Source organism: Archangium sp. Cb G35 (assembly GCF_001896145.1).
Classification (GTDB): Bacteria; Myxococcota; Myxococcia; order Myxococcales; family Myxococcaceae; genus Archangium; species Archangium violaceum.
The window spans coordinates 310,852-325,403 of the sequence record NZ_MPOI01000015.1 but is presented as its reverse complement, the minus strand read 5'-3'; the positions used below and the strand labels follow the sequence as shown (position 1 = coordinate 325,403).

Genomic DNA, 14,552 nt, shown 5'->3' with positions numbered 1-14,552 from the left:
GATCGCCTCCGGGGCTCAGCGCTTGCCCGGTTCGAGCTGCGAGCGGCCGGGCTGGGGGCCTTCCCGGACGTCCCGTTCCAGCACGTCCTCGACGACGGTGCGGCGCAGGACGATGACCGCCACGCGGCCCTCCTTCACGGGGCGCACCGACACCCGAAGCTCCTCGCCGCCCCGGCGCCACGTCCCCTCGGACGTCTCGGAGTACCCCGCCCCGCGCAGCTCCTTCAGGTAGAAGTCCCGTACCTTGTCCTGCTCGGCCGCCGCCAGGTACGTCATCGTGCGAGCGCCCTCCATCTCGCTCTGCATCAGGTCCGTCCCGCCGGGGAAGACGGGGGCGAAGGCGGACTGCTCGCGCCGGGCCAGGCCCAGGTTGGCCTCACCCAGCACCACCGTGGTGGACCCATCCGGGTTGGGCTGCAGCACGAAGGTGTAGGAGATGAGCCGGTCCGTATCCAACGCGGTGAGCTGCGGCTCCGCCAGCCATTGGGTGCGGTGATGGTCCGGCGGAATGTAGAAGCCCGCCGCCTCGAAGCGATCCACCAGGTGCTGGAGGATGACCTGGGGCTTCTCCGCGCTCTTCACCGAGCGCAGCTTCACCGGGATGCCATCGGCCCTCATCACCCCCGGCATCTCCACCCACTCCAGCACCCGGGGCACGTCCCAACTGAAGGCCACCGGCTGCCCGGATGCCGCCGCCCGCCGCGCGGACGCCGCCGGCTGCTGGGAGGCGGCCGGCTGCGCGGACGCCGTCCCCACTCCCCACAGCACCGCCAGCAGCAGTCCCCTCCGGACGCTCACGTGGAGGAAGGACATTTGTTTCCCAGGAAGCACGTCTTCCGATTCCTGTACGCCCTGTCGTACTCCTGGCTGCGGCTGTTCAGGCCCGGCGTCGTCTCCCAGTCCCTCGTGTCCTGGTCACCTCCGGGCATGTCCGACTCCAGGAAGTTGCTCGTCCTGCCCCGGAAGCTCATCCAGAACCTGCCCGGATCGATGGGGGCCTGGCCCACGATGGAGCGCGCCAGCGACACCGAGGAGCCATCCACCGCGTTGTGCTTGTCGTAGACCACCTTCGCCGAGTCGTAATAGGCGCTGTTGCCGCAATTGCGCAGCTGGCACTCGGCGGACTCGGCGCGGCTGGACAGGGCCCAGTCGTCCAGGAGGATGCCGAAGCCCCCGGCGCACTCGCCCCCGTTCGCGCGGCCCATGCCACACACGGGAATGGAGCCCATGGTGTAGTGGGGCACGCTGAAGAAGCCGCCCTTGCCCTTGTCCAGGAAGCTGCGGGTGAACTTCTTCACGGGCGAGAGCTCCGCCTGCGCGTTGCAGCGCATGCCGCCCACGTTCCGGTACACCGTGTTGTTGGTGGACGCGGAGGGCTGGAAATGGATGTCCACCGCCTCACCGCAGGTGACCTGGAGATCCTGGGCCGAGGTGAAGAGCTGGACCAGCCGGGTGCGCCCCTGTTTCGAGGCGCGGCCGTCGAAGTCCTTGTAGCGCTCGGTGGCGAGCTGGCCCGGCTTGTTCGAGCTGATGAGGTTGGTGAGGGCGTCGAAGTTCCTCGGCAGCTCGTGCATCTTCGCGCTGGTGGTGTCCCACAGCGCGCTGGCGGCCGCCTCCTGCACCTTGAGCGAGAGGTAGCCCACCTCGGCGAAGTGGATGCCGAAGATGAGCACGGTGACGAAGAGGAGCAGCCCGAGCGCCAGCTCCGTGGTGCCCTGGCCGCGCTCCGATGCCCTGCCGCGAAGCCTTACCATCCCTTGTACCCCTTCTTCTTGAGCGCCTCGTAGGCCTCGGCGGTGAAGCCCGCGGCATCGCTCAGCGTGTCCCTCAAGTCCGAGGTCTCCCCTTCCCTGTCCACGTGGGCCGACACGAGCGTGGCCCGCCAGAAGGGATTGAGGAAGTTGGGCGGCTCCTGCCAGTGGGGGCCCCAGCGCTTGTAGTAGGCGATGCCCGCGGAGAGCGCCGTGGCCTTGGAGATGTCCGTGCCGCCATTGGCGTCGGACAGCTCGATGCCCCGGTTGTCGAACTCGACGCCCTCCTTCTTCGGGGAGAAGCGGAAGCGGAACATGAGGTTCCACGGGTCCGCGCGCTTGAGGGGGCGCTCCTTGTAGTTGCGCTGGATGACGGCGTAGTTCTTGGGCTGGCCCCAGTTGTCATCCCCCTGGTTCACCAGGTTGAAGTTGTAGTCCATGTGCGAAGGCCACATGCCCGGGCACAGGGTGCACTCGCCCATGGTGTGCCGCTGCTCGGCGTCGGGGTCACCCCGGCGCGTGCCGCCGCCCTCCCACCGGTGCCTGTCCCCGGTATCCCCCAGGTGGGTGCTGCGCACGTGCGCCCGGGCTTCGGCGCTGCCCGGCCGGGACGTTATCGGGCACGGCAACTGGCCCCGGCCGAAGGTGACGCGCACACTGCCATGGTCATCCCCCCACACCTCGGTGGCGTCGATGGTGGGCCCGGCATGCGCCTCCTGCCCCTCGGCGGGGAAGTAGCTGCTGCCGCTGTTGGAGACACTCACGACGACATCCAGGGGGGGCAGCAGCGTCTGCAGCTTGCTCTTGATGGCCCCACCTGCCCCGCGCCCCGTGACGAAGGAGAAGCCACGGCTGCCCATGGCGGCATCGACGAAGTGCAGCTTGCGGCCCGCGCTGCGGCGCAGGCAGGCGGCGCCCTTGCCCGTGCAGCTCGCGCGGCCCTCGAGCTCGTCCCTGTTGACCTGGAACACCTTCGGCTCCATCAGGTCCCTGCCACCGAACGCGGCGCCCTTCTTCGCCTCGGCGACGATGCGCCGGGAGAGCTCCGCCCCGATGACGGCCGTCTCGAGCCGCCCATAGACCTCCTTCTGCTCCTCCCAGATGGAGGAGAGCTGCAGCGCGCCCGCCTCGTCGCCCGCGGGCTTGTCCAGGCCATCCCAGGCGCGATCGACATCCTTTTCCTTCTGGAGGAGGTCCTTCTGCGTATCGAGGATGTCCTTCACCGCCTGGGTGGCGCAGCGGCAGAGCGCGGCGTTGCCCGAGGCACAAGCGGAGGCGGCGATGGTCTCGTACTGAAGGAGGGGCCCGTCGTAGGCCTTGCTGGCCGCGAGGATGGTGCCGCGGTAGTAGCCACTCCAGGAGATGAGGCTCTCCACGCCCGTCATGGCCACCATGTGGCCCATCAGCGCCCGGTTCATCAGGGAGATGGAGTTGAAGGCGCGGGCGGTGGCCACGGCGTTGGAGTAGGCGGCGGCATCCGCCAGCGTCTGCAACTCCATCTTCTCCTTGGCCTTCATGCCAATGGAGAGCGTCATCGTCACCATCAGCACCAGCAACAGCAGGCTGAGCGCGAAGACCACCAGCGTCTGTCCACGGCGTCTCATCACAGCCCCTCCGGAGTGGAAGCGCAGTTCTGCTGCTCGAAGTGCACCGCGCGCGCGGGCGTCATCATCCGCATGCCGTAGGTGGCCTGGATGGGGAAGACGTACTGTTTGGCGTTGACCCGGGAGCTCAGCTCGTCACGGATTTGCGGATCCAGGTTGATGACGGTCGCGGAGCCCTTGTCCCAGCCCGCCTTGGCGTCCGCCGGATTGAGCGGGTTGGCGGCGTCGTACTTCTTCAACCCCAGGTGGGCCAGCATCATGCGGCTGATGACCCAGTCCGCGAAGGGGATGCGCAGCCGGTACCAGTAGATGAGCCGGACCTCCAGGCGCATGGCGTCCGAGCCATCTCCCGTGGGCAGGTCGAAGTTGGCATCCTCCGCGCCGGCGATGGCGGACGCCCGGGGCGACTCGCGCACCAGCCAGAAGATGGGGCCATCGTGCCGGCCATCCTTGCCCCTGCCCTTCTGGTACGCGGGCTCCGGATTGTCGGCGTTGGAGCCGATGCGGTCCTTCCACGCCGAGGCCAGCTTCTCCGCCGCCGAGCCGCCCCCCGAGAGGTAGGGCGTCACGCTGGGCAGCAATCCCGCCAGCGCCGCGTGCACCATGGGCACGCAGTCACCGTGGTTGCGGCTGCCCGCACGCACCGCCTGGAACGCCGCGTACTCCGCCATGATGCGGCCCTGCAGCATCATGAAGAGCTGCAGCGTCCCCAGCACGAGGAAGATGACGAGCGGCAGCGTCAGCGCGGCTTCCACAGCCGCCTGACCGGATTCATGTCCCTGGGGGGATCGGGACTCCACGGTGCTCATATCAGGGCCTTTGTCACACTCCACCGCTGACTTTCCCATCGGTCAACTGGACCGGTGGAGGGGCTCGGACGCCTGCTTGCGACATTTGTCCTGACGCACCGCATCAACGCGGTTTCATGCCCTTGGCGTCGAGCTGGTACTTCTTCACCAGGCGCTCGATGGACTTGCGGTGCAGGCCACTTTCACGGGCAGCGCGGGAGAGGTTGCCCTCGCAGCGGGTGAGGACGCTGGTGACGTACTCGCGCTCGAAGTTCTCCAGCAGCTGCTCCTTGGCGTCCTTGAAGGTGAGGTGCTCGTTGAAGGGCAGCGGCCCCTCGCGCTGCTGGCCGCGTACGCGGGGCGGCAGGTGCTCGGGCAGCACCTCCTCGCCGTCGCTGAAGGCCAGCACGTGGGAGAGCACGTTCATCAGCTCTCGCACGTTGCCCGGCCACCCGTAGGCCATCAGCAGCGACAGGGCCTCGGGGGAAATCCGCTTGCGCCCGTGCCGCGCCATCACCTCCGGGTCCGCCAGCCCCCGCTTGAGGATCAGCGGAATGTCCTCGCGGCGCTCGCGCAAGGGCGGCAGCTGGAGGTTGATGACGGACAGGCGGAAGAAGAGATCCTCGCGGAAGTTGCCCGCCGCTATCTCCTTGGGCAGGTCGCGGTTGGTGGCGGCGATCACCCGGCAGTCCACCTCCAGGGTGTCGTTGCCGCCCACGCGCCGCACCTCGCGGTTCTCCAGCACGCGCAACAGCTTGGGCTGCAGGTCCAGCCGCAGCTCGCCCAGCTCGTCCAGGAAGATGGTGCCCCCGTGCGCCCGCTCGAAGGCGCCCGGCCGCGCCGCCATGGCCCCCGTGAAGGAGCCCTTCTCGTGGCCGAACAGCTCGCTCTCGATGAGGTTGGGCGGAATGGCGCCGCAGTCCAGCACCACCATGGGCCCCTTCTTGCGCCCGCTCAGCTCGTGGATGGCCTGTGCCACCAGCTCCTTGCCCGTCCCCGTCTCGCCTCCGATGATGACGGACACGTCCATGGGGGCGATCTTCTTGATGAGCGCGAACACCTGCCTCATCTTCACGCTCTGCCCCACCAGCCCGCACAGCTCGCCCTCGCGGTCCGGCTCGACCGTCACCTCCTCGTCGATGGGGGCGAAGGTGAGGGTGGAGGAGCCGGCGCGAATCTGGGCGCCGGCCGAGAGGTAGGCGCGTTCAATCCGCCGCCCATCCAGGAAGGTGCCGTTGGTGGAGTTGAGGTCCACCAGCAGCCAGCCCCGCTCGGTGTTGATGATTTCGAAGTGGTGGCGGCTGGCGGTCCGGTCCTCGGCGAGCACCAGGTCGTTGGTGGGGTGGGCCCCACAGCGCAGACGCTCCTTGTCGGAAACGAGGGACTTGCCCTCGTCCGGCCCGGCGGACACCTGGATGCGACACTTGCGCAACTTGAGCGTGGCACGCGACTCGAGCACCAGGACCTCGGTGCCGGAGCCCACGCCCCCATCGGCCGGGGCGATGATGGAGTCGAGACCGTTCTCTCCGGGGTTGGTGAGAACGTCGTCCGGGTGCGCTTCCTTTGGATTCATCACTTTTCGATGATAGCAAACACGGGCGACGCCACCCGCCTCCGCCCGTGGTAGGCTCGCCCTCCTTCCATGCCCGCCAAGAAGGTCTCGTCCAAGAAGGCGCCCGCCCGGGCCCGCCCGAAGGCCCCCGCTCGCCCCGTCGAGCCACAGCCGTCCGACACCCCGGAAGCCTCGGCTCCCCGGAAGCCCCGGGCCAAGAAGACGGTGGTCATCCTCTCGCGGAAGCGCTCCCTGTACTCCACCCGGCGGCTGGTGGAGGCCGTCAAGCAGCACGGCCACCGGCCCCTGGTGCTGGACACCCTGCGCTGCACCATGGTGCTCGCCCCGGGCCAGCCGCGGATGCTCTACCGCGGCGTGGACATCAAGGGCGTGGATGTCGTCATCCCCCGCATCGGCGCCTCCATCACCGGCTACGGCCTGGCGGTGGTGAAGCACTTCGAGATGATGGGGATAGCAGTGCTCAACGGTGCCGGGGCCATCTCCCAGAGCCGCGACAAGCTCCGGGCGCTCCAGCTCTTGTGCGCGGGCGGGCTGGACGTGCCCCGGACGGTGATGGCGCATGACCGCAGCAACGTGCGCAAGCTCGTGGAGGAGGTGGGCGGACTGCCCGTCATCATCAAACTGCTGCGCGGCACCCAGGGCGTGGGGGTGATGATCGCCCATTCGCTCCAGGAGGTGCAGACCATCGTCAACACCTTCTGGGACCTGGGGCAGGAGGTGGTGCTCCAGGAGTTCGTCGCCGAGAGCAAGGGCCGGGACGTGCGCGCCCTGGTGGTGGGCAACAAGGTGGTGGGCGCCATGCAGCGGCGCGCCAAGAAGGGCGAGTTCCGCTCCAACATCCACCGCGGCGGCGAGGGCCACCCGGTGGAGCTGCCCTCCTCCTATGTGGAGGTGGCGGTGAAGGCCGCGCACCTGCTGGGGCTGGAGCTCGCCGGCGTGGACATGCTCGAGGGCCGGGACGGGCCGCGGTTGATGGAGCTCAACTCCAGCCCGGGCTTCGAGGGCCTGGAGCGAGCGACGAAGCAGGACATCGCCGGGGCGATCGTCGACCATGCGATCACCCTGGCGCGGACGCACGCGGCGGCGGGAGTTCCGTTACAGGCAGTGTGAAGCGCGGCTGCGACGCCCGTGGGGCAGGCGGACGGACGAGCCTCTTGCTCGGCCCTCCTGGGAATGGGCACTTCCGCAAAATGGCGGAGGGGATTGGCAGTGGGAGTGCGACCTTCGTAATCTCGCGGCGCTCGCACATGAAGCCCCTGCCCAAGCCGCTGCAGATCACCGTCTACCAGGATGTGTTGTGTGCCTGGTGCTACCTGGCCGACCTGCGGCTGGAAACCCTGAAACAGGAGTTCGGCGACCTCATTCGCTGGCGCGTGCGGCCGTACCCGCTGCGCGTCCACGACAAGAGGCCCACGGAGAAGGAACTGCGCGGACTGACGGAGGAGGTACGCCGGGCCCAGCAGGAGCCGGAGCCGGTGGCGAAGCTGCTGACCCCGGAGCTGTGGCAGGGCGGAGACGCCCCACGCACCAGCATCCCCGCGCTGGCGGCCCTGGAGGCGGCGCGGCTGCAGAGCCCCGCGGCGAGGAACCACCTCGCGCGCGCCATGCAGCAGACAGCGCTGCAGCAGGGCGTCAACGTCACGCGCACGGACGTCATCTTCGAGCTGGCCAGCCGCGTGGGCCTGGAAATGAGCCCCTTCTCGGCGGCGTTCCACTCGGACAACACGCGCAAGCTCATCCTGGACGAGCACCAGCTGGCCTCCAGCCGCGGCGTGCGCGGTGTGCCCACCCTGGTCATCGCCGGCCGGTGGATGGTGTGCGGCCTGCGCGACGTGGCCGAGTACCGCGAGCACATCCTCACCTGCCTGGGCAAGCTGCACGCCCCGCGCTCCGGCTCGTCCGAGCGCGTGGTGCATTAGCCCCCCTCGGAAATGACGGAAAACGGGTGTTGAATATCCTCAGCGCCCGCCCGTCTGCTTCCATGTCGTTGATGAACTGGGCGGGCTGGCCCACGACCGGCCCCGGAGAACCGCCATGCGTCGCCTTCTGCTCCTCACAGTCCCCACCGCCCTGATGATGGGCTCCGGCTGTGTCGCTCACTACCACCAGCCCGGCTACTACTCGGACAACACCCCCCCGGCCACCGTCTACCAGTACCACTACTCGGGAGCCCACCCCGACGCGTACGGCGGCTGGTGCACCGAGTCGTACAACCACGTCCACGGCTACGCGCCCTCGGAAGTCAACGACTACACCTACTCGAACGACGTGTACGTCTACCGGGCGCCGCGGGTCATCTGGTACATGGACTACCACCCGATCGAGGGTGGCCATCACTGCTACATGCACGGCCGCCACAGCCACGACTACTTCCCGTACACGTACACGGGCAGCTCGTACCGCTGGGACCGCGACCGCTCGGTGTACGTCTACAGCAACTACCGCCCGCCCCCGAAGCCGCGTGACTGGGACAACCACCACGACGCCTCGCCCGTGAATGGCGGCGGCAACCGGCCTCCTCCCTCCAACGGCGGCTGGGGCAACCAGAATCCTCCGCCCTCCAACGGCGGCTGGGGCAACTCGCAGCGGCCTCCGCCCCCTCCGGGCACCGGCGTCGGCTCGCGCCCGCCCACCAGCAACGGTGGCTGGGGCAGCCAGAACCCGAACCCGCCCTCGCAGGGCGGCGGCTGGGGCCAGCAGCCTCCTCCTCCTCCGGGCACCGGCGTCGGCACGCGCCCGCCCCAGAGCAACGGGGGTTGGGGCAACCAGGGTCCGAATCCGCCCTCGCAGGGCGGCGGCGACAACAACCCGCCTCCGGGCCATGGTGGCACGCCTCCGGGTCATGGTGGCACGCCTCCGGGCCAGGGCGGGACTCCTCCGGGCCAGGGCGGCTGGGGCAACAGCCCGGGCCAGGGCCGCAATGACGATGCGCCGCCTCCTCCTCGCGGCGGTGGCTGGAGCAACGGCGGCCGGGACAATGATGACCGTCCCCGTGGTGGCGGCAACAGCAGCCCTCCCCCGCCTCCTCCCCGTGACAACGGCGGCAGCAGCGGCGGCGGCTGGGGCAACAGCGGCGGCAACAGCGGCGGTGGCAACAGCTCCCCGCCTCCTTCCCGCGGCAACAGTGGCGGCAGCAGCGGTGGCGGCTGGGGCAACAGTGGCGGCAGCAGCGGCGGTGGCAACAGCTCTCCGCCTCCTCCCCGTAGCAGCGGCGGCAGCAGCGGTGGCGGCTGGGGCAACAGTGGTGGCAGCAGCGGCGGTGGCAACAGCTCTCCGCCTCCTCCCCGTGGCAACAGCGGCGGGAATGGCAACAGCGGCGGCAGCAGCGGTGGCTGGGGCCGCGGCCGGTAGGTCCTGACTTCCCGTAGTCCGTGACTTCGAGGGCCGCTCCCTTCCTCTCGCGAGGCAGGGGCGGCCCTCCGCCTTTTCCGCTCGTGCGCAACAGGGAACGAAGTGTTCCGTCTTCCACGAGACGTCCGGGGCTCGGGGGAGGATTGCCGATACGCGGGAGCGTGGAGATCTTGGCGCCCAGTCATGAAGCGTCCGAGTCTCGTCATCTGCTGTGCTCTTCTCGGGCTCGCCCCGGCCGCCTGTGGCGACGCCGTGGACCCGGATCCTGGTGTGGACCGCGGTGACAGTTCGATGGTGGATCTCGACCACCTGACCATCGGCGTCACCGGTCAGGCCGAGCTCTTCCCCGAAGCCGCACGCCTGCTCGAATCCCAGGGCCAGGCGGTGCCCTCTCTGGAGGGACTCCCCCTCATCATCGAGGAGCCCCTGCGCGTGGGCGTGAGCGACGCGAACTCCGTGCTGGGCCGGGGTGACATCGGCTCCACGGGTGCGTTCTCCGTGGCCGATGTGCCCGTGCGCGACATCCACCTGAGCCTCGCCGCCAGCTTCGAGCACGAAGGGTTCGTGCGCAGCTCCACTGTCGTCTTCGACACCGTCTTCACCCGCACCCGGCCGCGCACCGACATCATCGGCGCCCGCGTCTGGGCACTGCCCACCTCCTTCCACGACGCCCTCACCCGCGCCGTCGGCGAGCCGTGGATCCGCGCCCATACCGATGACCGGGCCCGCACGCTGCGCGAGGCCGGCTTCATCCTCGGCCGCGTCGTGGATGCCTCGGGCGCGCCCGTCGCCGGCGCCCACGTGGCGCTCGACCGCGGCGACCTCGCCCACCGCATCTACTACCCCGCCCCGGACTTCCAGAGCGCCACCCAGGACGGCACCAGCGCCACCGGCCTCTTCATCTACGTCCACTCCGGCGCGGAAGCGGAGACCTTCAGCCTCGCCATCCAGGGCTCCAGGGACTACCAGGCCCGCAACGCGGGTGCCGCCGCCGGCATGGGGCTCGTCCTCACCCTGTATCCGGGCAGCTACCCTCCGTAGTTTCAGGGAGGGCAGGCGGCCGGAGGCAGGCCCGTTCGCCCGGTAGCCCTCCGCGCTTCCTTACGTGACCGCGGAGTCCCGCTCCTCGGGTACGGGCCGGTGTCCCGCCCCGAGCGCCAGTTGGAGTGCCCGGACGAAGGCGTCGAAGCTCTTGTCCTTGCCGCGCATCCGCTCGGGGTCCAGGTGGCGCGCCACGCGCTTCTGCTCCCTGGGTCCCCACCCTCCCAGCAGTTCTCGCAGGACGTCCTCGGGCCGGCCCCGCTCGTGCGGCACGTCTCCGGTCCAGCGCCTCCCCGCGGCCCGCGCGAGAGCCTCCTCGTCCGCGAGCACCCAGCTCTCGATCGAAGGCACCAGGGGGATGATGGACACCTTGTCCTCCAGTCTCGCCCGAACCATTGGCTCGTGGATCTCACTGGCCATGTAGGCGATGCGCCGCCGGCTGGTGGAGCCCGTGTTGAAGAGGATGAGAAAGCGCTGGTAGTCCTTGGTGAGCATCACCTCGACCAGGGAAAAGAGGCCTTCGCGCGGAGTGCCCGCCAGCCGGAGGGTGGCGAGGACGGGCTGTGACGCGGGGCGATGCCGCTCCATCACCTTTCGCGCCAGTGCTTCCACGAGCAGCTTCTCTTTGTCCCCGTCGACGAAGAAGGCAATCTTTCGCTGCGCCGGGTGCCTGACCGGTCTTCTCATGAGGTCCTCCAGTAATCCCTGATGACCCTGTAGGTCGCGTGGCACTGCCCGTAACTCACCGCGTACCGGAGCTTCAGTTCGAGCACCTCGCGGAACGAATGCCCCGGGGACAGGGCGTCATCGAGGTCGTGCTCGCTGAACAGCAACGTGTTGATGCCCTTGCCCCAGGTCATCGCCTGGATGGCGCCCTTGCTGAACTCCGCTCCAAGGTAAAGGAAGACACCGAGCGTCCCGGCCAGCTTGCCTTCGAGCTTCCCCCGAAAGGCGAACACATCCCCCACTGATACCCGCGCCCTCCACCGGGCCTCCAACAGGAAGTGCCGGTGTCCATCCGTGAAGGACATGTCTATCTCCTCCCCGGGTGGCCGGGTGTTGCGCCGGGGACTCAAGGACTCCGACTCGAGCAGTTCGTACACGAGCCCTTCGAGCCTGCGGCCCCGCGCGTGTGCCTCCATCCCGCCCTTCTTCAGCGCCTCGTACTCCCTCCTCAGGACCGCCTTCCCTCGTCCCATCCCCACACACCTCCGCATCCGGGACAGGCCCCCCTGGCCTGCCCTCTCACTGAACCTGCTCAGTATAGCGGAGGCCCCTGACGTCTCAGGTCAGGTAGTCTGCGGTCCGTTCCCGGGAATGACAAGAGGCCCCCGGGGAACTCCACGGACGGAGCTCAGGACCCGGGGGTCTTCTTCCAGGTGGGAACCCGGGGGACTGATACCCTCACCCCGTCCCTCTCCCGAGGGGAGAGGGGATATTGGGGAACATGGGGTGATGGATGGAGTGAGGCCTGGCCCGGGCTCAGGTGCCCTCGGCCCGCCCTGCTCCCTGCCCCGCGGGCGGAAGCGTCTTCGGCACGAACCAGCGCGGCAGCCAGTCCGCTCCCTTCGTGTTCGTCAACTGCGTCTGGCCGCTCCCGTTCGCCCTCATCAGGAACAGCTCCACGTCTCCCGTGCGCTCCGACGCGAACGCCAGGTACTTCCCATCCGGACTCCACTCCGGCTGGTCATCCGTGCTCTTCCCATCCGTCAGCGCCACCGGCTCCCCTCCCGCCATGTCCGCCACCCAGATGCGCGACTTCTGGTCCTTCGCCCTCCCCACGAACGCCAGCTTCTTCCCGTCCGGACTCCACACCGGCTCCCGCTCCTCCCCCGTCTGCTGGCTCCCCGACACCGCCCTCAAATCCGTCCCGTCCGGCTTCACCACGAACACCCTCACCCTCCCCTCCCGGTCGCTCAGGAACGAAATCCTCTTCCCGTCCGGACTCCACTTCGGCGCCATGTCCTCCTTGTGGAACGACGTCAGCCGCCTCACGTCCGTCCCGTCCGCCTTCATCACGTAGATTTCCGGATCGCCCGTCCGGCTCGACACGAACGCCACCTGCGTCCCGTCCGGTGACACGCTCGGCTCGAAGTTGCCCTCGGGCGCCTCCGTCAGCCGCGTCACCTCCGCGTTCTCGCGGGGCGCCTGCTTCACCACGTCGCTGAAGCTCTGCGCATCCGACTCGGCCACGAACCAGCTGCCGTCCGGCGACCAGCTCGGGTTGCGCGCACGGCCCCGCGGCGGCGCCAGCATCACCACCGGTCCACCGTCCAACGGCGCCAACCTCAACTGCTCCACGTGAATCCCCTGCACCTCCGCCGCCGCCACCACCACCAACGACGCGCCATCCGGAGACGGCGCGCCGGGATACTCATCCTCGGGACCTCGCGTCAGCTGCGTCTGCTCACCCGTGGCGGGCCGCACCAGCCAGACATCCTTCTGGGGCGCTCGCTCCGACACGAAGGCAATCACTCCCGGCAGCCCCTTCCGCTCCTGCTCGGAGAGGGGCCCGGAGCCGGATGCGCCCGAGCCACACGTGCCCGCCTTGCATCCAGCCCCGAGCAGGGCGAGCACCGCCAACCGCCGCGCCGCTCCACCCCACCACACCTGTTTCGCGAAGTCCCGAGTCATCACGACCCGACTTCTACCGCACCTGCACGGCGTCCGCGATGACCTGGAAGCCCGACGTGGTCCAGCGGCTCAGCTGCACCTTGTTCCAGCCGGCCGTGAAGCTGTACGTCCCCAGCGTGTTCCACCGGCCGCCGTTGGCCTGCTGGTTCACGTTCACCGTGGCCAGCTTCGTGCCGCTCGCGTTGTACATGATGAAGGGCGCCGTCGTGGAGCGGTCCGTCGCCGAGGTCCACCAGGCGTCGACCGTCTTGGTGGCCGCCGAGGGCAGGTAGAACCAGAACGTCACCGGCTCCGACACCGCCGCGGTGGGGGCGGCGTAGTAGCCCGAGCCGTAGTAGCCGCCCACGTTCGTGGAGGACACCCAGCTGCTGCCCGCCACCTCGACGTAGTACTTGGAGGTGTCGTTGTTGGCCTGGTTGCTGTCGATGATGATGCTGGTGGTGGGCGTGGAGGTGCCGCAGTAGCTCTGCACCTTGCTGATGAACGTGCTCCACGGCCAGTTGGGGCCCGGGTCCGTGCGGGTGGCGGGCTGCAGCCGGCCGTGCGCCACGATGTGGTAGCTGTCGCGGACGATGCCCTGGCCCTTGGTGATGTCGCACGTCAGCTTCGCGGAGGCGTCGATCTGCCCGGCCGGGAAGGACGTCTGGCTGGCGAAGCCGCCGTGCTCGATGCCCACCGAGAAGTTGTTCGACGACGTGCCGTTGAGGCCGCACATCACGCTGCCGTTGAGGCTGCAGTCATAGGTGGCGCCGATGTGCCAGCCGCGGTTGGACTCGAGCACCAGCTGGGAGATCTCCGAGCCGCTCTCGTTCACCACGTAGTGCGCGCTCACGCCGGAGGCGGTGTTCGTCAGCCAGCTCCAGCAGCTCGAGTAGCTGCCCTCACAGGTGTGGATGACGACCAGGGAGACGTCCGTGCCCGCCGGACGCGCGTTGAAGTTGGGCGAGGGCCGCCAGATGGCCGGGGCGTAGTCCGCGCTCATCGAGCGCACCACGCCGGGCGAGGGGAACTTCGCCTGCGCCTGGGTGGGCATCAGCGACACGGCCAGGTCGCCCGCGGGCGTCTGGGCCACCGCGCCCTTGCGCATGATGTCGTAGACGTTCTGGTGGATGTACTGGGCCTGCGCCTCGGTGTTGTCGATGCCGCTGAGCTTCGCCGCGGCCGGGGCCCACGCGCCCACGTCCGCACGGTCCACCTTCAGCTCGTTGGCGTACGAGGACAGCAGCGCCGCGGCGGCCCGGATGTTGGCCTCGGGCTGGGTGCGCACCGCCTCCTCGGACACGCCGGCCAGGCGCGCGCCCTCGGAGAGCTTCTCACCGCGCAGCGCCATCAGACCGTACGCCGCGGGCATGCCCTGGAACTCCACCTCGCCCCGCACCATCTCCCACCGGGTCTCGGTGTAGGAGATGGCCTTGAGCAGGTCCGCCGGAACGCCGAAGTCCTTGCCCGCCTTCGCGAAGGCCTCGTCCAGCTCGTACGGGGTGCGCTCGGCCTCACGCTGGGCGGGCGTACGGGAGTCCTCGGTCACGGCCGGGGTCTGGGTGGGGGCGGGCTCCTGGGGACCACAGGCAGCCAGGGCGAGGGCGGCGGCCAGGGTGGCCAACGGCTTACGGAACGGGTGCATGTACAGCACTCCTTGAAAAAACGAGGCTGGGGGGACTGGCGCGATAAGATGCACTTTCTCAATCCCCAAGGGAAGCGCGTTTTTCCAGGAATTCACTTGAGGTCCCAAGTATCCCAGGTATGTTGAGCGGTTGGCTTCCGGGCGCCAGGGGAACAGACGAGCGCGGTGCGACAGGAGGGGCGACGC

The 14,552-nt window shown here is 69.0% G+C and carries 13 protein-coding genes; 4 read left to right on the top strand and 9 right to left on the bottom strand.

Features of this window, described 5'->3' with window-relative positions:
- Positions 1-15 precede the first annotated feature (15 nt).
- From BO221_RS40190 to BO221_RS40170, 5 genes are all read right to left on the bottom strand, one after another.
- Complete coding sequence (locus BO221_RS40190; RefSeq protein ID WP_073566204.1) at positions 16-813, bottom strand: hypothetical protein; 798 nt, start codon at positions 811-813, stop codon at positions 16-18.
- Positions 795-1,754: a TadE family protein gene (locus BO221_RS40185; protein ID WP_073566203.1), complete on the bottom strand. Its 960-nt coding sequence runs from the start codon at positions 1,752-1,754 to the stop codon at positions 795-797. The genes BO221_RS40190 and BO221_RS40185 overlap by 19 nt, the downstream gene beginning before the upstream one ends.
- Positions 1,748-3,355 (bottom strand): pilus assembly protein TadG-related protein, encoded by a 1,608-nt coding sequence (locus tag BO221_RS55630; protein WP_073566202.1) that lies wholly within the window; start codon positions 3,353-3,355, stop codon positions 1,748-1,750. The genes BO221_RS40185 and BO221_RS55630 overlap by 7 nt, the downstream gene beginning before the upstream one ends.
- Positions 3,355-4,110, bottom strand: a complete 756-nt coding sequence (locus tag BO221_RS40175) for a TadE family protein (protein ID WP_233166470.1) — start codon at positions 4,108-4,110, stop codon at positions 3,355-3,357. The genes BO221_RS55630 and BO221_RS40175 overlap by 1 nt, the downstream gene beginning before the upstream one ends.
- 157 nt (positions 4,111-4,267) lie before the next feature.
- Positions 4,268-5,716 (bottom strand): sigma 54-interacting transcriptional regulator, encoded by a 1,449-nt coding sequence (locus BO221_RS40170; RefSeq protein ID WP_083682167.1) that lies wholly within the window; start codon positions 5,714-5,716, stop codon positions 4,268-4,270.
- 69 nt (positions 5,717-5,785) lie between these two features.
- Between BO221_RS40170 and BO221_RS40165 the strand changes: the two genes are divergently transcribed.
- The 4 genes from BO221_RS40165 (at position 5,786) to BO221_RS40150 (ending at position 10,108) form a co-directional block, all read left to right on the top strand.
- Entirely contained in the window at positions 5,786-6,826 is a 1,041-nt protein-coding gene (locus BO221_RS40165) for a RimK family alpha-L-glutamate ligase (protein ID WP_073566200.1), read from the top strand.
- Between the two features lie 137 nt (positions 6,827-6,963).
- On the top strand, positions 6,964-7,635 hold the full coding sequence (locus BO221_RS40160) for a DsbA family protein (RefSeq protein WP_073566199.1): 672 nt from the start codon (positions 6,964-6,966) through the stop codon (positions 7,633-7,635).
- 115 nt (positions 7,636-7,750) lie between these two features.
- Complete coding sequence (locus BO221_RS40155) at positions 7,751-9,067, top strand: hypothetical protein (protein WP_073566198.1); 1,317 nt, start codon at positions 7,751-7,753, stop codon at positions 9,065-9,067.
- A gap of 183 nt (positions 9,068-9,250) precedes the next feature.
- Positions 9,251-10,108, top strand: coding sequence for a carboxypeptidase-like regulatory domain-containing protein (locus BO221_RS40150; RefSeq protein WP_073566197.1), 858 nt, complete (start codon positions 9,251-9,253; stop codon positions 10,106-10,108).
- Positions 10,109-10,168: 60 nt separating this feature from the next.
- Here BO221_RS40150 and BO221_RS40145 read toward each other — a convergent pair whose 3' ends face one another.
- The 4 genes from BO221_RS40145 to BO221_RS40130 form a co-directional block, all read right to left on the bottom strand.
- Positions 10,169-10,795: a hypothetical protein gene (locus BO221_RS40145; protein ID WP_073566196.1), complete on the bottom strand. Its 627-nt coding sequence runs from the start codon at positions 10,793-10,795 to the stop codon at positions 10,169-10,171.
- Complete coding sequence (locus BO221_RS40140) at positions 10,792-11,307, bottom strand: hypothetical protein (RefSeq protein WP_073566195.1); 516 nt, start codon at positions 11,305-11,307, stop codon at positions 10,792-10,794. The genes BO221_RS40145 and BO221_RS40140 overlap by 4 nt, the downstream gene beginning before the upstream one ends.
- Positions 11,308-11,590: 283 nt before the next feature.
- Positions 11,591-12,742 (bottom strand): LpqB family beta-propeller domain-containing protein, encoded by a 1,152-nt coding sequence (locus BO221_RS40135; protein WP_198956289.1) that lies wholly within the window; start codon positions 12,740-12,742, stop codon positions 11,591-11,593.
- Positions 12,743-12,755: 13 nt separating this feature from the next.
- Positions 12,756-14,366: an N-acetylmuramoyl-L-alanine amidase gene (locus BO221_RS40130; protein ID WP_073566194.1), complete on the bottom strand. Its 1,611-nt coding sequence runs from the start codon at positions 14,364-14,366 to the stop codon at positions 12,756-12,758.
- Positions 14,367-14,552 lie beyond the last annotated feature (186 nt).